Source organism: Micrococcaceae bacterium Sec5.1 (assembly GCA_039636795.1).
Classification (GTDB): Bacteria; Actinomycetota; Actinomycetes; order Actinomycetales; family Micrococcaceae; genus Arthrobacter.
This window is the reverse complement of the sequence record CP143430.1, coordinates 2,968,120-2,987,610: the sequence shown is the minus strand read 5'-3', so window position 1 is coordinate 2,987,610 and position 19,491 is coordinate 2,968,120. Positions and strand designations below refer to the sequence as shown.

Sequence of the window (19,491 nt, the reverse complement as noted above, 5' to 3'; positions counted from 1 at the left end):
AAGCAGTCCCTTGGTTTACACTGAAGCCATACCAGATCATCAGGTTGCTTAGTGTCGGTGGCGGGGAGGAACGCATGGGCGGATGTCGAAGCTACGGTTGGCTGGCCCAGTCTCTTAAGCTGGGCCCCATGCGCAGAATATTCCCCGCCACTGCCGCCACCCTTCTCCTTCTGACTGCAACAGGCTGCGCCGTAGACACTGCAGGCGCAACCAAGGTCGCGGAGGATTTCCATCGTGCCGTGGATGCCTCGAACTGGGCCGCTGCATGCGATTTGCTCCAGCCCACGATCCGGGAAAAGTCGGAAGAGCAGAATGGCGATGACTGCCAGTCCCACTTGGCGTCCGTACATCTTCGAGTCCCCGGCCAAGTGGTCAAAACCGAAGCCTATGGCCGGGAAGCGTTGGTGGAGTTCGAGGGGGATGCGGTTTTCGTGGCTGTTTCCGGCTCAACTTGGCGTGTGACTGCTGCCGGATGCACGCCGAGGGAGGAAACCCCCTATTCCTGTGAAGTAGGAGGCAGATAGCAATGCGTGTGGTCTTTACTCTCTATCTCATTCTCATCTTCGGCGGGCTTGCCTATATGGCCGCCGTTGGACTGGTTCACGGATAGGGGGCGACGTGAAAACAGCTTTGAGGAACAACGGACTGAGTCTATTTTTCGGTCTGATCTTCATTCTGGCCTTGGCGGGTCAAGCCATTACTGGACAGGCCGTCTTCAACGAAGGTCAACTCACCGCCGGCCTTGATGAAATCAGTTTCACCCAATACATCACTTCTTCCAGCTTCGCCGTTGACGTGTCAGAAAACTGGCAGTCGGAGTACCTGCAGTTTCTCCTTTACATCACAGCCACCATCTGGCTGCTTCAGAAGGGCTCGCCGGAATCAAAAGAGCTGGACAAACCCGGCCTGGAATCCGACGAAGAACAACTCGTTGGCGAGCATGCCAATGCCAAGTCCCCCGCATGGGCCAAGGCCAAAGGTTGGCGCCTCACCGCTTTCTCAAACTCACTTGCTGGAACCATGGGATTGATTTTTATCCTGTCGTGGCTGGTCCAGTCCATCGCAGGTCACATCGCCCTCAATGAAGAGCAACTGCGCAACTTCCAAGAGCCCCTTTCATGGGCCGAATACCTGGTGTCCCCTGACTTTTGGAACCGTACCCTGCAGAACTGGCAGTCGGAGTTCCTTGCGGTCGGATCCATGGTGGTCCTGTCGATTTACCTTCGCCAACGCGGATCCCCGGAGTCCAAGCCCGTCGGCTCGGCGCATGATGACACCGGAACCACGGGCTGACCAATCCGGGAATACCTTGTGATGGGCTTTACGCCATGCCGCGCAGCGCGGTCCGGATTGAGTGGCTAAAGGCGGGCATCATGTCAAAGTCTGGATCGATGAGCCACTGAAGCTGGGTCCCGTCCCAGCTGGCCACGATGGAGGCAGCGGCGAGCTCAGCATTACAGCTTGTATCGATGAGTCCTTTAGCCTGATCCTCGCGAATATGCGCCGTGAAGGCCTGCCGGAGGTTCGCATATCGGGTTGTGAACCATCCGTGCGCAGGGTGCCCCGGCGACGATGCTTCCGCACTGAGGACGGCCAGGAGGCGGAGCAGCTGGGGATGCCCGAGGTTATATTCCGCCAGCCAAAGGATCGCCTCGAGGAGACCGTCGGCAAGTCGACGGCGTTCGAACTCGCTGGCAGCTAACTGGTCCGCGTGCTCAAGCACGGCTTCGAGGAGCAGTTCCTTGCTCGGAAAATGGTGCATCAAGCCTGTGAAGCTTAACGAAAGGGCCTTTGCGATTTCCCGGAGAGAGCCACCTGTGTAACCGCGGGTGGCGAACTCGACGGTGGCGGCTTCGATGATTTGCCGCCGGCGGGCTTCCGTTTTCGCGTAGCTGCCGCGGGTAGCTCTTTTGGGGGTCGGCGTAGCGGATGTAGTCACGTGGCAATGCTACGCGGACCGGGGGGTCAACCAGGTGGCAGACCCCCCGTCTACTGTCATCGGACGCGGCGAATCGGAACCAGTACCACCGCTGCCAGAACCGCTAGCGCAACCGCCATCCCGAACACCAGTTGGAATCCTGCGATCGATACGACTATCCCGGCGACGATCGGGGCAATGATCTGGGGTCCAGTATTGGCAATGTTCAGGATGCCCATGTCCTTGCCTTGGTTCTCGGCGTCCGGGAGAACTTCAGCGAGTAGCGCTTGGTCGACGGCGATATACATTCCGTAGGCGAAACCCCCGACGGCCAGGAACAGGTAGAAGGCACTAAGGTCGGCGGCAAAGACGAGCGGAAGTTCGGCTGCGGCGAAAACCAACGAAGCGACGATGACGACTGGTTTGCGCCGCCTGATCTTGTCCGAGAGTGGTCCCGAGATCAGCGTGGCGATTCCAGAGGAGACGGCCATGATCACGCCGCCCGTCCCGATAACACCGCCCGCCTCGGAAATATCGAGTCCGATGTAGTCAGTGAGGACGAAGAGTTGGTACAGCAAGACCATCATGAACGACAGGAGAAGAAGGAAACGGCCGATGAGGGCGAGAAGGAAATCTCTGTCCTTTGGCGGAACGAAGCCGCGCAACAGTGCGCCAATAGACAGGGGTTCGCGTGCGACGTCGCGGTTGTCCTTCTCACGCGAGAGGAGGACAAAGATGATCATTGCCACGGCTATGAGCCACGGCAGCCAACGGAGTCCCTCCCTCGGCATCATGATGTAAGCGCCACCAACGATCGCGCCCAGACTCTGCGCCAGCAGCTGACCGAGTCCGATGAGGGTGGAGGCCTTCCCGAGGTTCTTGGCGCTCACTCGTTCGGGCAGCACGGCGAACAGCGGAGCGAGGACGACAGCAAGCCCGATCTGAAGCACAACCCAGAGAACAACCAGGATGGCAAACTCGCTCGTGAACGACATCATCGTGGCGGCAAGGCCGAGCACGATTCCACCGCTTGCAATCCAAGGATTTCGCCGTCCGAAACGGCTACGTGTCCGATCTGACAAGGCACCGAAAACGATGGTCGCTATCATGCTGGCGATCGATCCGGCCGCTGCCAGCGTGGCATAGAGTGCGACCTTTTGATCGGGATCAATCTGGGCCATCAGGGCGGGGATAAGGGCGCCAGCAGCACTGAACGGTAGCATCCAGCCAGCATGCGCCAGGAAGAGAAGTGGCCCGAGGCGCCCTAGTCGTGGGGCCGGCACGGCGTCCTGAGACTGGCCTGGGGCTGAGGAAGTTATTGCCATTGGGGATGCTCCTTTGCATGGGACGAAGGTCCGACAAGGAAGACGTTAGCTCAAAAACAGTGCATGCGCTACATTTTTAGAAAAGTTCCTATGTCCTGCTACTCTAAAACCGTGCACTTGCCACATTTTAACCAATGGAGGTCCAAATCGTGTCAACCGAAGTACTTCTCGAAATGAAGTTGAATTCGACGCATGTTCCCACGCTCGAAAGATCAACTGGACGGGCACGACTCATCGTCGATGGCTCGCCCTTTCTGGTCCGAGGCGTCGAACTGCATAACTCGTCCAGTTCGTCCCCTGAAGCGTTCCGGAATGGACTGGAGTCAGCCCTCACGGTTGGCGCGAATACAGTCCTGGCACCGGTGTCGTGGGAGACCGTCGAGCCCACTGAAGGCACCTTTGAACTGGCCCACGTTACACACTTGATTGAGTCGGCCCGCGGTGTTGGATTGCGTTTGATCATCCTCTGGTTCGGGGCTTGGAAGAATGGGGCCTCCACCTATGCTCCTGCCTGGGTAAAGAGGGACTGGACGCGCTTTACGCGATGCGTTCTGGAGGATGGGCGTCTCACTGACACCCTTTCTCCCTTCACAGAGGAGCCATTGGATGCCACGGCGTTTGCCGCTCTGATGCGGCACGTCGAGATGATCGACGGCGAGCAGAGAACCGTCCTCATGGTGCAGGTGGAGAACGAGGTCGGCCTTCTTGGAGCTCCGCGGGATCATTCCCATCCAGCCAATGCTGCATTCACCAAACCAGTGCCGCAGCCTGTGGTTGATGCCCTGGCAAACCGGCCACGAGAAGCACTGGGCGCCAATATCACCGTGTGGCCGGAAGTACTTCCCTCTCCCGACCGCTCTGACGAGGCCTTCATGGCGTACGGGATCGCAACCCACATCGAACGTGTCGCACATGCCGGCCGGCAGCACTCGGCACTTCCCCTATTTGTGAACACGTGGCTGGACAGCGATATCGACGTCGACCTTCCGGGTTTCGCTGTTGCTGGAGGCCAGCGGCCAGGCATCTATCCAAGTGGTGGGCCGCTCCCCCACGTCGCCGATATCTGGCAGGCGTGCGCGCCCTCCATCGATCTGCTGGCGCCCGATTTCTATTTCGGAGACAGCAGGACAATCTTCGGCAACTACGTTGCCGCATCCAAGGGACTGTTCATCCCGGAAATGCGGCGCGACATTACTGGAGTCGGGCATATCTTTGAAGCCATCGGAGAATTCGGCGCCCTCGGCGTATCACCATTCGGCGTTGATTCCGGCAGCGCCGAGGATCTCCAAGCACTTGCTGACGCCTACGATCTCCTCGCCCGCGCCGATCATCTACTTAGCGACACCGCGTTCTCCGCTGGCCAACAGCGCGGGTTCTTCCTCACTGATCAGCAGCCGCAGATCGACCTCGTCTTTTCGACTGTTCGAATGACTGTAACGCGGATGACTGCCATCGGAACCGACCCTATCGGCACATGCGCTTACGGGATCATCCGCCAGCTGGGATCCAATGAGTTCGCGGCGATCGGCCGCGGATTCAAAATAGCTTTCACCGCGATCGACGGAGAATCGAACATCGGCATGGAATCCGTGCAGGAAATATCCGGGGTGGCTGATGCCCGATCCGGACGTTTACTCAACGGGGATGAGACAGCAGGCGGCACTACGTGGATCCATCCACACAACGAACCAATGTCCACTGCGGTCTTCCCGATTCCGATGGGCCACGCGCACTCCGGCATCTCGATCTGCCGCATCTACCCGTATCCTCGGATGTCTCAGTAGTTCCCAGGCGCGGAACCGGATGCGGCCGGTTCCGCGGGGCAGGGGACGCTTATCTGACTATTCGGAAAGCTCTTTGGAGTCGAATAGTCCGCTGATCAGGTCGCCGAGCCGCGACCAATGTTCACCGGACATGGCAGCCGCGGCCTGGGCGTCGCCAAATTCGCAGGCCCTGATCAGCTCGTCGTGGTGCTTGACGGTGTCCTCTCCCCCGAGCAGGCCCGAAAACTTCCTGTAGAGGATGCGGTGGAGTTGAGGGTGGAGTTGGTCGATGATCCGTTCAATGACGGGATTGCCGGCTGCCTGGATTACGACGCCGTGGAAAGAGTCATCTGCGGCCAACGCCTTGGAGACGTCCTGCTTTTTTACTGCACTGGCGAAGGTCTTGTTGGCCTGACGCATGTTTTGCAGGTCCCGCTCGGTGAGGTGCGGGACTGCTGAAGCCATGGCCAGCGAGTCCAGGGCCTTCAATACTGCCAGATTCGCAGCAACGTCGTCATGGTTGAGAGTTGAGATGCGCGTGTAAACGCCGGGCTTCGATTCCACGAGTCCACTGTCCACGAGGCGGGTAATGGCTTCCCGTACAGGTGTCCTGCTCAGACCGAGCATCTCGGCGAGGTCCGCATCCTTGATTTTTTCACCGGGAGCGAGTTCGCCTCTGACGATCGCGTCGCGCAGGCGGTCGTAGGCGGCGTCGCTCATTTTTGGTCGTTCAACAGTTGTCACGCGAACTAGTGGCATATTGCATACTGTACTCCGCGTCATCTCTTGACGAGCATGCGCTTCACCACTGCGACGGCAAGAATTTCTGCCGGATCTATGAAGGGAACGGGGATGTCCTCGGCCGAAAGTCCCACTGGAACTTCAGTGCAACCACCAATGATGGCTTGCGCCCCGGCCTTGATGAGCCCCTGCGCGGCACGGATTAACTGTGGCCGGACATCGTTTCCGGCCTTGCCCGCTTTGATGGCCAGAATGGGGTTCATCACCAACTCCTCCTGGGCGTCGTCCGTGGGGGATATGACAGCAATCCCCCGCCGTTCGAGCCACGACTGGTAGAGCCCTGCCTTTTGCGTTCCGCTGGTAGAAAGCAGTCCCACCTTTTCAATGCGAGGTCTCAGGCCCTGGACCCGGAGGGCCGTCTCACCGATCATGTGGACGATCGGAATGTCGACGGCGCGCTGAACCTCGGACAAAAAGGCGTGGGCAGTATTGCAGGGCACCGCCAACATGGATGCACCTGAGTCCTGTAGGAGCCTCGCCCCGGCGATAAGCGCAGGAGTCGGATCGAGACCATTTGTCAGAAGGGCGGCTGTACGATCCGGGATGGTGGGATCGGACCAGATCAGCACCCGGAGGTGTTCCTGATCCCTGGTGGCCGGGGTTGCTCTGACCAGCTTCAGATAAAAGTCCGCCGTAGCCGCTGGCCCCATCCCACCCAGAATCCCAACAACGAGGCGGGCGGAGCCCGCTGGCCTCATCGTTGCCGGCAAGGGCTTATCAACAACTGTCAAACGCGGATTCATTGGAACCTTGTCCCGGATAGAAAGGGCTGCATAGCTCCAATATATTGCACACTGCGTATTGCGTAAAGAGTGGGCTAGTAAGTAATGGTTCTGGATAGAATCCATGGGAGTCCCCAGCTGGTTTGATTGGAGGGGAGCACACCCAGTCACACCGCTGGATCGCGCGCCGTTGAACTCAACCGACAGCAATCAGACAGGTGCCAGCATGCTCGACCTCCATCGCCTCACCCTTCTCAGGGAAGTCAAGCTGCACGGCAGCATGAGTGCCGCCGCCCGCGAACTTTCCTACAGCCACTCCGCCATCTCGCAGCAGCTCAGCTTGTTGGAGAAGGAAACAGGTGTCGTCCTTCTTGAGCGGGTGGGGCGCAATGTCCGGCTCACTCCAGCAGGCGAGGAACTCGTGCGAAATACGGAGGCAATACTGGCCGCGATGGAGCGCGCTGAGGCTGATCTTGCGACCTCCCATGAACGGCCCCAGGGGATTGTGACCATAGCGGCATTCAGCACCATCAGCCGAAGCGTGATGCCTTTTGCGCTGGCCGAGCTGGCCCGAAATTATCCCGGACTCGACGTCAGGTTGCGACGCGAGGATCCCGAGCAGGCAGTCGTCCAGTTGATCTCGCGGCAGGTCGATGCCGTGGTCAGCGATGCGTTTCCTGGAACCGCAGCGGCGCCACCCGGAGGAGTGCACACCACCGTGATCGGTCAGGACCCAATCCGCGGCTACCTCCCCCATGGCCTGGAGTTCGCCGACTTTGACGATCTAAAGGAGCTACGTTGGGCAGCAGAGCCGCCGCATACGGCCTCGTCACAATGGGCAATGCGTGTCTGCCGTGAACTAGGCATTGAACCCGCGATTGCCTACGTGTCTTCGGATCTCCTTTTCCACCTCCGCATGGTTGAACAAGGCCTCGCCGCGGCCTTCCTGCCTGACATGGTGGTGCGCGAAGCAGGCAGTCTCATTTCACCTAGTTCCTGGTTGCCGGCCGACCAACAGCGCAGCATCCAGTTCCTCGTTCGGTCAGGCTCGGAGCGCGGCGCTTCCCTTGTCGCCGTCAGGGAAGCGATAACCCAAGTGCTGCACGCCACCGACATGTAAGGAGCGCTTACATATACGCGTCAAAAAGGTTCGCTTTTATTTACTTTTCGTCGTAGATACATTGGCTTCAGGCAGGCCACTACTAAAGAGAGAACCGATGAGCCTCATATCCGACGTCACTACTCCCCTGATCGCGGCAGACCCCGTAAGCCTCCAACACGCGCATGCCGTCATTCAATCCATCAGCCTTCCCAGCTCGGGCATCGCAGTCCACGATCCTGCGACAGGTGAGACCATAGCTCATGTCCCCGACGCCGATGTCGAGGCCGCCCTGGAAGCTGTTGCGAAGGCCGACAACGCTGGAGCGGTGTGGTCCAAGAGCACCCTGCGCCAGCGCGCCAACGTCCTGCACGCCTGGTACGACAAGCTCGTGGCCCACACTGAGGATCTCGCTCACCTGATTTCGCGCGAAATGGGCAAGCCGCTGGCAGAGGCACGCGGCGAGGTCAAATACGGCACCGACTTCGTTCGCTGGTACGCCGAGGAAGCTGTGCGTCCCGCAGGAAACTTCCGCGAAACGCCGGATGGTGGTGCGAGCCTCCTGACACGCCGATCCCCCGTCGGCCTGGCGGTACTGATCACGCCGTGGAATTTCCCGTTAGCGATGGCAACCCGAAAAATGGCACCCGCCCTGGCTGCAGGATGCCCCGTAGTCATCAAGCCTGCGACCCTCACTCCACTCACGACGTACTTTGCTGTTCAACTCGCCATCGAAGCGGGGGTTCCTGAAGAACTGATCCAGGTCATCACGACCTCAAAATCAGGCGCGTTCAGCGAAGCCGTCCTGCTCGATCCCAGAGTCAGGAAGGTATCCTTCACGGGATCGACGCCGGTGGGCCGTCAGCTCCTGAAGCTCGCCTCCCAGAATGTTCTCCGAAGCTCAATGGAGCTTGGCGGCAACGCTCCGCTCATCGTCTTCAGCGACGCCGATCTGCAGCGGGCAGTGGATGGAACGTTTGCCGCAAAACTCCGCAACGGCGGCCAGTCCTGCATTGGAGCCAACCGAATCTACGTGCAGGACGGAATAGCGGATGACTTTGTAGCAGCGCTCACCGAACGCTTCGGCCAGGTCAGTGTGGGAAGCGGTCTCGGACAGCAGACGGGACTCGGCGCACTCATCGATGACCGTGCAGTCGCTCAAATGCAGGCCTACACCGAGAACGCCGTTGCCCTGGGCGCCACACTGCTCACCGGCGGCCACGGATACGATTCCGTAGGCAACTTCTTCGCCCCGACCGTCCTGGACGGCGTTACGGAAGATTCCGACGTCGCCCAGTCCGAGATTTTCGGACCCATCGCAGCGATACAGCGCTTCAGCTCCGAGGCCGAAGTAATCGACCGCGCCAACGCCACAGAATTCGGACTCGCCGGCTACGTCTTCACCGAGAACCTGGACCGCGCCCTTAATGTCGCCGACAGTCTCCAGACAGGGATCGTCGGCATCAACCAAGGCGTCCCATCCAACGCAGGCGCCCCCTTCGGAGGCGTCAAGCAATCAGGTCTCGGACGCGAAGGAAGCGCCGAGGGCCTCGAAGAGTACGAGAACATCCGCTTCTACAACGTGGCGCGACGCGCCACCGCTTAGCGCGAGCCCGCTCCTGTCTATATACCCCGTTGAGACCGGCGCCTATTGGCGCCGGTCTCAATCTTTTAAGAAATAGTCAGCCTGGTCTCTCGAATACTTGGCTAGCCACATAGTTTGATGTAAAGTATGTGGCTAACCACATAATCTACCGATGGATCTGGAGAAGAGACCATGAAGGCTATTCAGTTTGAAGAGTTCGGCGGAAGCGATGTCCTCCGCGAGGTGGACGTCGAGGTCCCCCAGCCCGGTCCCGGGCAAGTACGCGTGCACGTCAGGGCCGCCGGAGTTAATGCGCTGGACGGGAAGATCCGCTCAGGTTCGATGCAGGCTGCGTTCCCGACACCACTGCCCGTCATTCCAGGGTTTGAAGTCGCCGGCACGGTGGACGCAGTCGGCGTCGGCGTGAAGGATGTGAACGTGGGAGACGACGTCGTGGGATGGTCAGACACAGGCGCCTACGCGCAGTACGCTCTGGCTACCACCGTCGCTCGCAAGCCAGTCGGACTTGGCTGGGACGCCGCCGTCGCGCTTCCCGTAGCTGGCGAGGCAGCCGAGCGGGTCTTGACATTACTCGGCGTCGCACGCGGAGAAACTTTGCTCGTCCATGGAGCCGCAGGGGCGGTCGGAACCATCGTGGTCCAGCTCGCAATAGCCCGCGGTGCGCGCGTTATCGGAACCGCTGGTCCGGGCAACCAAGACTATGTGACCTCGCTCGGAGCAACCTCGACCCTGTACGGTGACGGGCTGGTGGATCGGGTGAAACGTCTTGCTCCCGATGGCGTCGACGCTGTGTTCGATGTCGCGGGAAAGGGAGCGCTGGAGGACTCCATTACCCTCCGCGGCGGCACTGAACGGATCGTCACTCTCGCCGATTTCAGGGCCCATCAGCTCGGGATCACTTTCGCTACGGGCCAACGCGATCATTCGGTCGAGCACCTGGAGGCACTGGCACGGGACGTTGCGGCCGGAAAGATCGTCACCACCGTCAATCGATACCCTCTTAGTCACGCGGCAACGGCGCAGGAAATCAGCGATAACGGACACATCCGCGGCAAGCTTGTGCTCACCATGAACTGACCACGCCAATCCGAAATCTCTCCCGCTTCATCCCACTGAGGAACTACATGGCATCTCCCACACCACACATCCCCACTACAGCTAACGAAGGACCTGTGAGTTACGCAGTCTTCGAGCTTGCCCGAGCCCACCGGGGATACGCTGCAGGGCTCCTCCGCCAACTCGATCTGCATCCCGGGCAGGAATTGGTGCTCATGCACCTCTTCGACCGGGACGGCCAGACCCAGTCCGAGCTCCTCGCCAGCGTCGGGCTCGACCATTCCACGGTTTCCAAGACCCTGCGTCGAATGCAGGACGCCGGTCTTCTCATCCGTCAACCGGCCGATCATGACCGTCGTGTGATGGTGGTCTACCTCACCGACAAGGGCCAGGCCATGCGAGAACCCATCGCGACCATGTGGAAAACGCTGGAGGAGACCACTACACGAAACCTGTCACCAGCGCAGGCGGAATCCATATTGAACGCAGCCAACGCCATCGTTGGCGCAATTAACGCCCGTGCCGCAATGCACGGGACGGAAAGTGAAACTTTATGACCGCCTCTCCCTCAAACCTCCCAGTCCTCGTCGTTGGCGCCACCGGCTCCCTCGGTGGCAAAGTTGTGGATGAATTGCTCCAACGCGGCAGAAGCGTTCGCGCGTTGGTTCGCTCAACTACGGACGCCAGCCGGCTTGAGAACAAAGGGGTCGAAATCGCTCGTGGTGACATGCTCGACGTCGACTCTCTGGTCGCCGCCATGCATGGCACAGATGCCGTCATCACCACGGCAGCCGGATACACACGCGGTGGCAAAAACGCGCAGGACATAGATATTGTCGGCAACTCCAACCTTGCCGAAGCGGCGCGCCGGACCAATATCCGGCGATTCGTACTGACCAGCATCCTGACCAGCGACCAGACACCCAACGTTCCGCACTTCTGGCACAAAAAAGTCGCCGAGGACAGGCTGGAACAGCTCGGCGTTCCGTTCATCGCCCTGCGGCCAGGGGCATTCATCGACCAGGTAGCGAGCATGGGCGGCAATCCGATCCAAAAAGGCCGAATGTTGTGGCTGGGTAAGCCATCCGTCCCTCTGACGTTCGTCCACACGTCAGATCTTGCTGGATATCTGGCAGCCGCCGTCGACGCCGATGCAGGAGACGCTGAGCGCATCGATATCGGTTGGGACCGGCCGGTTAGTGTACTTGAGTTGGCAGAGCTGATAGAAGTCAGTGCTGGGAAGCCGATCCGGGTACGCGCAGTTCCTTCCGGCGTCGTCCGTTTCATAGGCGCGATGGCGGGCCGAATCAAGCCTATTATTCAGGACATGACGGCAATGTTTGTCTGGTTCGATACCGGAAGATATGTAGCCAACACCCGGCGACAGATGCAGCTTTTCGGGCCACCTCCTACGGCGGAAGATGTTACCGCACGTCTGGCCCACGAATTGGTGAAATCCGACCATTGAAGCCGGGCAATCCAGTGGGTGATGCCGGCAGCTCTACCGGGAATGGCTGAGCGTCAGAGGACGCCCTTCCAGAATGCGCCTCCTCAAATCATGGTGTTCGTGGAGCCGGATCTTGGTAGGACTTCTCCCAAATGTTGGCGCAGAAGCTTGATGATCTTGGCAAGGGCGTCCAACTCTTCGGTGCTGAGCGCGTCAATGAACAGCTCGCGTACGAGTCGAAGATGGGGCGCAGAGGACGCGCGGAAAGTGCGTGCGCCGTCGTCGGTCAGTTCCACCACTGCGCCGCGACTGTCCTGACCCGACTTCTTTCTGCAGATGAGCCCTCGACTCTCCATCCGCGCCAAATGATGGGACAGCCTGCTCCGCTCCCACCCAATTCCTTCGGCCAAGGTGGAGGACCTGAGACGATGCCCGTCTGCTTCGCTCAACGCAAGGAGCACCGAGTAATCCCCCGGTGATACGCCGGAGGTGGCCTGCAGGCCCGCTGCCATCGCCTGCCGGATTTCCTCGCTTGTTTCTACGTACTCACGCCAAATAGCCAGCTCATCGGCGGTTGGGCTCCGCCTGGCGCCGTTGGTGCTTTGCTTCATAAGAACATTTCCCCTCGCTTGACAGGTCAACAATACCGGGTCATGATTGACGCGTCAATTAAGTAATTGACGTATCAACTAGTGAAGGGCCGTGAGCACGTTGATCTTTGGTTTGGATACTTTTGGCGATATCCCGCTGGACGATGCCGGCATACCAGCAAGCCACGCCCGAGCCATCCGGCAATTGGTGGATGAGGCCGTGATCGCTGATCAGCTCGGCGTGGATGTCTTCACCGTTGGCGAGCACCACCGCCCGGAATATTCGGTGTCGTCCCCGGAAACTGTGCTGGCCGGGATGGCGACTGTTACCTCCCGTATCCGGCTTGGATCCGGCGTTACGGTGCTCAGCTCGGACGATCCGGTAAGGGTCTTCCAGCGGTTTGCCACAGTTGATGCACTTTCCAACGGACGGGCCGATGTCATCCTGGGCAGAGGCTCCTTTACGGAGTCGTTCCCGCTTTTCGGCTATGACCTGAAGGACTACGACAAACTCTTTGAGGAAAAGATTGAGCTCTTCGCACAACTCCTGAAAGAGAAACCCGTCACGTGGAACGGCTCCACGCGCACGCCGCTGGTTGACGCGGATGTCTATCCGAAGACCGAACACGGGCTCAAGACCTGGGTCGGCGTCGGAGGCACACCCGCGTCCGTGGTCCGGACAGCAAAGTATGGCTTCCCTTTGATGCTCGCCATCATTGGAGGTCAGCCTGAGCGGTTCACGCCATTCATTGATCTGTACAAGCGGGCTTCCGCAGAATTCGGCACCACAGCATGGCCTGTAGGAATGCACTCCCCCGGGTTCATAGCCGACACGGACAACGAAGCCAAAGAGATCTTCTGGCCCCACTACAAAATAGTCCGTGATCGGATCGGAGCACTCCGCGGCTGGCCACCCGTTCGCCGCTCAGATTTTGAATCGGAAATCGAGCATGGCTCCATGTACATCGGGTCCCCCGAGACGGTGGCCAAGAAGATCGCCCGGGCAGTCGGCGCAATGGAGATTGGCCGGTTCGACCTCATCTTCACCTCCGGAGCCCAGCCGATCAGCCACCGGCTCAAAGCAGTCGAACTCTACGGCAGCAGGGTGGTTCCCATGGTCCGCGAAATCCTTGCGGATAGTGCCCACACGGCCGGTTCGTAGTCACACCTTCCTCAAGAAAGAACAATCATCATGAACATCACCCTCTGGATCATCACCGCAATCCTTGCACTTCTCTTCCTTGCAGCCGGGACGATGAAAATCGTGCAACCCAAGGCGAAACTGGCTGCCTCAGGTCAAGGCTGGGTGGAGGACTTCTCCGACGGGACCGTCAAGGGAATCGGTAGCCTCGAGGTCCTCGCCGCGCTTGGATTGATCCTCCCCGCGCTCGCTGGCGTAGCCACGGTCCTCGTGCCAACGGCTGCAATCGGGCTGGCGGTCCTTATGCTCGGCGCTGCCATCACCCATGGTCGACGCGGCGAAAAGCCCAACGTCATCTTCAACGTCGCCATCGTCATTCTTGCGGCTGGCGTAGCAATCGCCCGCTTCGGACCTTTCAGCCTTTAAACGAAGGGGGGGGGTGGTTCTCAGACATCAATGGTCTGAGAACCACCCCTTCGACTACAGGGAGCATGGAGCTGATCGTTGTTCAGGTTGTAGTTTTTCAGGATTCTCCAGAGCGCCGGGTAGTCCTTCTCGACCACGGAGGAAGCCCACTGATGGACGACAGTTTCCGGTCACTGGCAGGCGTAGGTGTTGCCCCAGCATTCTTTGGAGTGTTCGGGGAATTCAACGCGGGTGAGGTCGTACTTCTGCGTCATGTAGCTCGGCCGCCACATCAGACCGAGCCATGGCTTGCCCTGTTCGTATGCACGGGTCACGTCAAGGCCAGGTTCGTACCGCTCATGGCGATTTCCTTTGCATTCATTCACTACCGGCTAGGCCCCTCGGCCAACCCTTCCATTGAGAGTGACCGCTCAACAGCGGCTTGCCATTGGGAACCGGACAGACCCCCGGATTCCTCTTCGCCATTCGGTCAAGTCCTTGTGTTGCCGTTGCGACAAAATGACGAAGAACGCTGAGAAAACTTGCTACGGGATGCGGTGGCACGACCGCCGTCGCTGCTGCGATCGTTGTCCAGTGTGGAACGGGACGATTACCCGCGCCCGAGAAAGGAATGGCTATGAATGAGAAGCTCCGCGCCAAGATCGGCGCCAGCGAAACCGCATACGGGCTATGGGTGACGATGGAAAGCCCAGCAGTCATCGAGATCGCCGCCGAGCTAGGGCTCGACTGGGTTGTGATAGACCTCGAACACGGATATCTGAGCTACGAGCATGTCGCCAACCACCTGCGCGCGGCGAAGGGCACCGATCTTAGCGTCATCGTCCGCGTGCCATCGCATGACCTTGAACCGACAAAGCGAGTGCTCGATCTGGGAGCACATGGCATCGTCATCCCGCTCGTCCGCAATGCAGCGGAAGTCGAGCGGATCCAGCAGTACGCTTACTACCCACCCCGGGGTGAACGGGGCCTCGGAGGTGAGCGCAACGTACGCTGGGGCCTTGGGCTGGAAGATTACATCAAGAGGGCAAACGACGAGATCATGATCTTCCCCATGATCGAGTCCAAAGAGGCGACTGCGGCGTTCGACGACATCATCGCCCTTGATCAAGTTGAGGCGGTTGTCTTCGGGCCGGGAGACCTCTCGTCCAGCTACGGCCACATCGGACAGTGGGAAGCACCAGGTGTGGGCGAGGAAATACTCGACCTGGTCCAGCGAGCGAAGGCCCAAGGCATCGCCAGCGCGGTTGTCGCACGCAATGCTGACGACGTCGTAGCACGGCGCGACCAGGGCTTCGGGATGGTTGCGCTTGGGTCTGATGCAGGGATGATTGTTCGCCACGTCTCGGACATCGGCAAGTTGGTCGGCAGCAAGACCGTCGACCACCGCTGGTTCTAAGGACTCAACGATCAGGTGCGAAGTGTGTGCGCACTTCGTCACGAACCAGCCTCGGAGGGACCTGCTAGCGTTAGGCTCCCTCCGGGGCTTTCGTCATCCCCTCTCGCCAACCACACGCACGCACTGTGCAGTTAGGCTTGATCTAGGCTGATTTCTTGGAAAGAGTGACGATGGGGCCGACCAAATGACGGCAAAGATGAGCGCAGGAAATCAACTACGTCAGCTCGTGGACGAACTTTCACGAGACCTTCAGCGTTCTGTCGTCGTGAACGACCAGTCCGTTCGTCTGATATATGCCAGCACCCACTACGGAGACGAAGATTCCGCACGCATCCGTGCCGTGCTTTACGGCGACGGCGGCGCTGAGCTCGCCGGATCCATCCTTGCCCAAGGCGTAAATCAGTGGCGCGAGCCGCATGTGCTGCCAGGCAATCCCGATTTGGGGATGGTGTCTCGTTTCTGCGTCCCGCTGTTGGGTTCCGGCTGGCTTCTGGGAAATATGATGGTCATCGACGCCGACCAGTCGTTGACCATCCTGGAGCGAGAACGTATCGAGGCCGCGGCACACGAGATCGCCGCCCAGCTCTACGCAGATCGCATCAACACCGACCCTGATCACGTCGAGCGGCAGCGAAAGACACAAGCCCTCCTCAGTGAGCATGAGTCAACCCGGCGCGAAGCCTTGGACTTCTTCGCTGAGGAAGCAAACTTCGCCACTGCGCGGCAAGTCTCCGTTACCATGGTCCAAGTTCCGCTCGGGGATGCCACCAGGGCGTCGCTCTACATCGCGCTGAATCTCGCGCTGGAGACGGCAAACCGTACTCACAGTCGAAGGTCACTTTATCTCGTCGAGGATAGTCGGGCCCTGCTGATACAGATTGATTCGAGTGAGATCCATCGCGGCGCGTTAAGAGACCAAGCCGACCGGATCGTCGTCGAGCTCCGACGCTCCCTGGGGCGACACTGCCGCGTCGATATCGGCATAGGTAACGTTGACCGCGGACTGGATGCGGCATGGCTCGCAGGACGCCGTGCTGACACTGCACTGAGGGCTTCCCGTCGCCAAATGAGGACTGATAATGCGAGGACAGTGTTCTGGGCCGACCTCGGCGTAGACGCCATCCTTCTCAGACTGCCAGAGTCCGACCTGGATTGGGAGAGCGTGCCCACCTCAGTTCGAGCGCTCTACGACCAGGACCGCGACGGAAAACTCTTGCACACCTTGCGGACGTACCTTGACCACGGCGGGTCTATCGCTGCGACAGCCAATGCCATGCATCTCCACCGCACGACTTTGTACTATCGGTTGGACCAAATTCGGGAAGCAACCGGACTTGATCTAGACGACGGCCGCAACCGCCTCGAACTGCATATCGGACTCCATCTTCTGCACCTCATCCACCCAACACAGGCTCCCGACAAATAGTCGCAAATCGGCTCCAGGTCTTCCTCTCGGGGACGCTTCCGCCTGACACCCACGGTGAACCAGACTGAGATCACGGCCACGGATCGTTCTCGGTCTGCCAACCACTTTCAGTGTCAGTCGTCGAGGCGGCATGCCACTGATATCCGAGGAGGAACTCACATGACATCCAGGCTTGCAGTCATCACGGGTGCAGGCTCCGGCATTGGAGCCGCAACCGCCGACCTGTTGGCCACTCAGGGCCATCACGTCATAGTCGCCGATCGAGACCTCGACGCCGCCGAGCACGTCGTTGACCAGCTTCTTCAGCGAGGGCTGCGCGCGCAGGCCAAACACGTTGACATCGGCGACCGAGACTCAATCGCGGCACTATTCGCGAGCATCGACCAGGAGCATCATCGCTGTGACATCCTCGTCAACAACGCCGGCGTGTCTCAGATCCGTGACATTCTGAACTTCTCCGACGATCTCTTTGCGAGCACCGTACAGATCAACCTGATTGGGACATTCCGCTGCAGTCAGCATGCTGCGCGTCTCATGGCACGGGGAGGCTGGGGGCGCATCGTCAACATCAGCTCGATCAGCGGGATTCGCGCGGGTGTGGGACGTGCAGCCTACGGCCCGACCAAGGCGGCAGTGGACGCGCTTACGAGACAGTTCGCGGCCGAACTAGGGTCGGTAGGCATCACTACCAACGCCGTCGCTCCCGGCCCCATCGATACGCCGTTGGCGAACCTCGTCCACACCGATGCGACCCGCGAGGCCTACAACCGACACATCCCGCTGCGGCGCTACGGAAAGGTAGAGGACATTGCCAACGCCGTTGTATTCCTTGCGTCCGAAAAGGCTAACTACATCAACGGTCACACCCTGCCCGTGGACGGAGGGTTTATTGCAGCTGGGCTGCTGGATGCGTGAGCCGTCTGTCCGGTGGCCAAGTTCGCTGCGATAGATATGAAAATCATAAGGAAGCACAATGACTGGAATTAACCTGGCCTTAATAACCTCCGACGGAGTGTCCATTCGGTATGACGACGAAGGAGAAGGACGACCCATAGTTTTCGCATCCGGTGGTACGGCTCACAGCGCCTACTTTGCATGGCAGCGTGATGCGCTCCTTGAAGCCGGATACCGGGTTATCCGTTACGATCACAGGCTGCACGGTCGCTCGGACATGCCTGAGCACGGTCAGAGGATGAGCAGGCTAGGGCTGGACCTTGGAGAACTTATTGCAACGCTTGACCTCCGCAATGTGGTTCTGGTGGGACACTCCATGGGCGTTTCAGCAAGCTTGGCCTACTTCTCGATTACGGCTGACCCATGGGAGCGTATATCGGCGTTTGTCGCCGCCGAGCAAACGCCCAAAATCGTCAACAACGCCGAATGGCAGTTGGGCGTTCGGGGCATCACTGAACAGAATGTTTTCGATGCCATCGACTTTAAGTTCAATTGGGACAATGGTGGCGTGGAGCCGGATCTGCCGGAGCACGTTCAGCAGTTTTTTGACTCGATCACACCCTCCTGGAAGGACTTCGCGTGGGACAAGTCGCGCCGTCTTTTCACAGATCACTTTCTCTCGGATTGGCGTGATGTTGTACCGCGCATCAAGGTCCCAACATTAGTCATCGCAGGCAGGCATTCACCCTTCTATGACGTTGACGTCATGCGTTGGTTCGCTGAAACGGTCCCGGATGGTCGGTTGAGCATCTTCGAACACAGCGGCCATGATCCATATCTCAACGAATACCCGGAGTTCAACTCACAGCTTTTGGACTTTATCTCTGAACACTAGCCATCGCAGCTGATACAAACATGTCCGCCCGAGGCGGACACGAGCCGAAAAGGTGAAATAGAACTATGGCAAATGCCAGAATATCCAGTCCATATGCCACTGGAAGAGCCGGCGCCTTATGGAAATGGCATTTCGCAAAGACGGGATCCAGAGAACGGCCCGGCCGGAAAGTGGAAAGGACGGACTAGGACGCATCACCTGCAGCAGGCAAAGGACAACGGCGAACGCTTTGCGATGCTCACTGCCACTCTGCTGCAGCGCAGTAGCCCGTTCTGCCAAGCGTGCACTGGTTGTCGCTGACCTTGCCGTTTGGCAGCCACGAGGTATCCACACAGCAAGCCGTAGCCAGCGGCATCCGGTTCCTCAACGAGGGGGCTGGGCCATGCAGACAAACTCGGGGGTGGAAGCCTTTATGCCGGAACAGCGAGGGCGATGGTAGAGGCAGGAAGTCCGGTCATTGCCCACACTGGATTTACGCCTCAAAAGCGAGCACGCTCGGAGGGTACTGCGTGCAAGGCCGAAACCATGACGGGCAGAGGCTGATCGAAGACGCCTTGGCCATGGAAGAAGCGGGAGCGTTCTGCGTCCTGATGGAAATGGCTCCTGCTGCCACAGCAGAACGCGTGGATGCCGCCATAAATATCCCGACAATCGGCATCGGCGCTGGAAATGCGACGACCGGACAGGTTCTGGTGTGGCAGGATATGGCCGGGATTCGCAGCGGGAAAATGGCCAGGTTCGTCAGACAGTATGCGGATCTTCGATCAGCCCTCCTCCAGACCGCAATGACCTTCGGGCAAGAAGTTCGTTCAGGTGAATTCCCGGAGACCAAACACTCCTTCTAGTAGCGGCCCTTCGGGCAGCGGGGTCCGCCACGTCGAAGCCGAGTCGAGGCGACTCTGAGTCCGTTGCCATACTGCGGGCTTCCAGAGAGATGAGGGAGTAGCCTCCATTTGAGCGATCTACACGAAGGCGACGCTGACGGG

Annotated in this window: 20 protein-coding genes and 1 pseudogene; 15 read left to right on the top strand and 6 right to left on the bottom strand. The window is 59.3% G+C overall.

From position 1 onward, the window contains the following. The first annotated feature begins 128 nt into the window (after positions 1 to 128). Together VUN82_13570 and VUN82_13565 are read left to right on the top strand one after the other, a co-directional pair. A complete protein-coding gene (locus VUN82_13570) occupies positions 129 to 524 on the top strand; it encodes a hypothetical protein (protein ID XAS70151.1) in 396 nt (131 codons plus the stop codon). A 94-nt stretch (positions 525 to 618) separates the two neighbouring features. Next, complete coding sequence (locus tag VUN82_13565; protein XAS70150.1) at positions 619 to 1,293, top strand: DUF6766 family protein; 675 nt, start codon at positions 619 to 621, stop codon at positions 1,291 to 1,293. 28 nt (positions 1,294 to 1,321) lie between these two features. Here the strand turns inward: VUN82_13565 and VUN82_13560 are convergent, their stop codons facing one another. Both VUN82_13560 and VUN82_13555 read right to left on the bottom strand, forming a co-directional pair. Beyond that, positions 1,322 to 1,939 carry a TetR/AcrR family transcriptional regulator gene (locus VUN82_13560; protein ID XAS70149.1) on the bottom strand — a complete coding sequence of 206 codons (618 nt, stop codon included), beginning with the start codon at positions 1,937 to 1,939 and terminating at the stop codon, positions 1,322 to 1,324. A gap of 56 nt (positions 1,940 to 1,995) precedes the next feature. Next, complete coding sequence (locus VUN82_13555) at positions 1,996 to 3,243, bottom strand: MFS transporter (GenBank protein ID XAS70148.1); 1,248 nt, start codon at positions 3,241 to 3,243, stop codon at positions 1,996 to 1,998. Between the two features lie 149 nt (positions 3,244 to 3,392). Here VUN82_13555 and VUN82_13550 point away from each other — a divergent pair, with 149 nt between their 5' ends. Beyond that, on the top strand, positions 3,393 to 5,027 hold the full coding sequence (locus tag VUN82_13550; GenBank protein ID XAS70147.1) for a DUF5597 domain-containing protein: 1,635 nt from the start codon (positions 3,393 to 3,395) through the stop codon (positions 5,025 to 5,027). Between the two features lie 57 nt (positions 5,028 to 5,084). Here the strand turns inward: VUN82_13550 and VUN82_13545 are convergent, their stop codons facing one another. Then, complete coding sequence (locus VUN82_13545; protein XAS70146.1) at positions 5,085 to 5,726, bottom strand: GntR family transcriptional regulator; 642 nt, start codon at positions 5,724 to 5,726, stop codon at positions 5,085 to 5,087. Positions 5,727 to 5,785: 59 nt separating this feature from the next. Continuing rightward, a complete protein-coding gene (locus tag VUN82_13540) occupies positions 5,786 to 6,550 on the bottom strand; it encodes an amino acid racemase (GenBank protein XAS70145.1) in 765 nt (254 codons plus the stop codon). Between the two features lie 205 nt (positions 6,551 to 6,755). Between VUN82_13540 and VUN82_13535 the strand changes: the two genes are divergently transcribed. The 5 genes from VUN82_13535 (at position 6,756) to VUN82_13515 (ending at position 11,758) form a co-directional block, all read left to right on the top strand. Next, entirely contained in the window at positions 6,756 to 7,649 is an 894-nt protein-coding gene (locus VUN82_13535; GenBank protein ID XAS70144.1) for a LysR family transcriptional regulator, read from the top strand. A 97-nt stretch (positions 7,650 to 7,746) separates the two neighbouring features. Continuing rightward, positions 7,747 to 9,234 carry an NAD-dependent succinate-semialdehyde dehydrogenase gene (locus VUN82_13530; GenBank protein XAS70143.1) on the top strand — a complete coding sequence of 496 codons (1,488 nt, stop codon included), beginning with the start codon at positions 7,747 to 7,749 and terminating at the stop codon, positions 9,232 to 9,234. A 171-nt stretch (positions 9,235 to 9,405) separates the two neighbouring features. After that, complete coding sequence (locus VUN82_13525; GenBank protein ID XAS70142.1) at positions 9,406 to 10,311, top strand: NADP-dependent oxidoreductase; 906 nt, start codon at positions 9,406 to 9,408, stop codon at positions 10,309 to 10,311. Between the two features lie 47 nt (positions 10,312 to 10,358). Further along, entirely contained in the window at positions 10,359 to 10,847 is a 489-nt protein-coding gene (locus VUN82_13520) for a MarR family winged helix-turn-helix transcriptional regulator (protein XAS70141.1), read from the top strand. Then, positions 10,844 to 11,758: an SDR family oxidoreductase gene (locus VUN82_13515; GenBank protein ID XAS70140.1), complete on the top strand. Its 915-nt coding sequence runs from the start codon at positions 10,844 to 10,846 to the stop codon at positions 11,756 to 11,758. Before VUN82_13520 ends, VUN82_13515 begins: the two co-directional genes overlap by 4 nt. An 83-nt stretch (positions 11,759 to 11,841) precedes the next feature. On the opposite strand, the gene VUN82_13510 is transcribed toward VUN82_13515, so the two are convergent. Next, the gene (locus VUN82_13510; protein XAS70139.1) at positions 11,842 to 12,348 is read right to left on the bottom strand and encodes a MarR family winged helix-turn-helix transcriptional regulator; all 507 of its coding nucleotides are present in this window, start codon (positions 12,346 to 12,348) and stop codon (positions 11,842 to 11,844) included. A 91-nt stretch (positions 12,349 to 12,439) separates the two neighbouring features. Here VUN82_13510 and VUN82_13505 point away from each other — a divergent pair, with 91 nt between their 5' ends. Together VUN82_13505 and VUN82_13500 are read left to right on the top strand one after the other, a co-directional pair. Then, positions 12,440 to 13,489 carry an LLM class flavin-dependent oxidoreductase gene (locus VUN82_13505; GenBank protein XAS70138.1) on the top strand — a complete coding sequence of 350 codons (1,050 nt, stop codon included), beginning with the start codon at positions 12,440 to 12,442 and terminating at the stop codon, positions 13,487 to 13,489. A gap of 30 nt (positions 13,490 to 13,519) precedes the next feature. Continuing rightward, positions 13,520 to 13,894, top strand: coding sequence for a DoxX family protein (locus VUN82_13500; GenBank protein XAS70137.1), 375 nt, complete (start codon positions 13,520 to 13,522; stop codon positions 13,892 to 13,894). A 170-nt stretch (positions 13,895 to 14,064) separates the two neighbouring features. Here VUN82_13500 and VUN82_13495 read toward each other — a convergent pair whose 3' ends face one another. Then, positions 14,065 to 14,208, bottom strand: a complete 144-nt coding sequence (locus VUN82_13495; protein XAS70136.1) for a glycine betaine ABC transporter substrate-binding protein — start codon at positions 14,206 to 14,208, stop codon at positions 14,065 to 14,067. Positions 14,209 to 14,510: 302 nt separating this feature from the next. On the opposite strand from VUN82_13495, the gene VUN82_13490 reads away from it, so the two are divergent. The 5 genes and pseudogenes from VUN82_13490 (at position 14,511) to VUN82_13470 (ending at position 19,350) form a co-directional block, all read left to right on the top strand. Next, the gene (locus VUN82_13490; GenBank protein ID XAS70135.1) at positions 14,511 to 15,290 is read left to right on the top strand and encodes an aldolase/citrate lyase family protein; all 780 of its coding nucleotides are present in this window, start codon (positions 14,511 to 14,513) and stop codon (positions 15,288 to 15,290) included. Positions 15,291 to 15,486: 196 nt separating this feature from the next. After that, positions 15,487 to 16,716, top strand: coding sequence for a helix-turn-helix domain-containing protein (locus VUN82_13485; protein ID XAS70134.1), 1,230 nt, complete (start codon positions 15,487 to 15,489; stop codon positions 16,714 to 16,716). A gap of 159 nt (positions 16,717 to 16,875) precedes the next feature. Continuing rightward, positions 16,876 to 17,631 (top strand): SDR family NAD(P)-dependent oxidoreductase, encoded by a 756-nt coding sequence (locus VUN82_13480; protein XAS70133.1) that lies wholly within the window; start codon positions 16,876 to 16,878, stop codon positions 17,629 to 17,631. Between the two features lie 58 nt (positions 17,632 to 17,689). After that, complete coding sequence (locus tag VUN82_13475) at positions 17,690 to 18,505, top strand: alpha/beta hydrolase (GenBank protein ID XAS70132.1); 816 nt, start codon at positions 17,690 to 17,692, stop codon at positions 18,503 to 18,505. Between the two features lie 93 nt (positions 18,506 to 18,598). Beyond that, positions 18,599 to 19,350, top strand: a pseudogene (locus VUN82_13470) (3-methyl-2-oxobutanoate hydroxymethyltransferase). Positions 19,351 to 19,491: the final 141 nt, after the last annotated feature.

Bases quoted from the DNA above. Each gene is read 5' to 3' on its own strand.
- VUN82_13555 (XAS70148.1), bottom strand. From the start codon at position 3,243: ATGGCAATAACTTCCTCAGCCCCAGGCCAGTCTCAGGACGCCGTGCCG.
- VUN82_13475 (XAS70132.1), top strand. From the start codon at position 17,690: ATGACTGGAATTAACCTGGCCTTAATAACCTCCGACGGAGTGTCCATT.
- VUN82_13545 (XAS70146.1), bottom strand. From the start codon at position 5,726: ATGAGCGACGCCGCCTACGACCGCCTGCGCGACGCGATCGTCAGAGGC.
- VUN82_13530 (XAS70143.1), top strand. From the start codon at position 7,747: ATGAGCCTCATATCCGACGTCACTACTCCCCTGATCGCGGCAGACCCC.
- VUN82_13525 (XAS70142.1), top strand. From the start codon at position 9,406: ATGAAGGCTATTCAGTTTGAAGAGTTCGGCGGAAGCGATGTCCTCCGC.
- VUN82_13535 (XAS70144.1), top strand. From the start codon at position 6,756: ATGCTCGACCTCCATCGCCTCACCCTTCTCAGGGAAGTCAAGCTGCAC.
- VUN82_13485 (XAS70134.1), top strand. From the start codon at position 15,487: ATGAGCGCAGGAAATCAACTACGTCAGCTCGTGGACGAACTTTCACGA.
- VUN82_13500 (XAS70137.1), top strand. From the start codon at position 13,520: ATGAACATCACCCTCTGGATCATCACCGCAATCCTTGCACTTCTCTTC.
- VUN82_13515 (XAS70140.1), top strand. From the start codon at position 10,844: ATGACCGCCTCTCCCTCAAACCTCCCAGTCCTCGTCGTTGGCGCCACC.
- VUN82_13570 (XAS70151.1), top strand. From the start codon at position 129: ATGCGCAGAATATTCCCCGCCACTGCCGCCACCCTTCTCCTTCTGACT.
- VUN82_13480 (XAS70133.1), top strand. From the start codon at position 16,876: ATGACATCCAGGCTTGCAGTCATCACGGGTGCAGGCTCCGGCATTGGA.
- VUN82_13510 (XAS70139.1), bottom strand. From the start codon at position 12,348: ATGAAGCAAAGCACCAACGGCGCCAGGCGGAGCCCAACCGCCGATGAG.
- VUN82_13540 (XAS70145.1), bottom strand. From the start codon at position 6,550: ATGAATCCGCGTTTGACAGTTGTTGATAAGCCCTTGCCGGCAACGATG.
- VUN82_13490 (XAS70135.1), top strand. From the start codon at position 14,511: ATGAATGAGAAGCTCCGCGCCAAGATCGGCGCCAGCGAAACCGCATAC.
- VUN82_13520 (XAS70141.1), top strand. From the start codon at position 10,359: ATGGCATCTCCCACACCACACATCCCCACTACAGCTAACGAAGGACCT.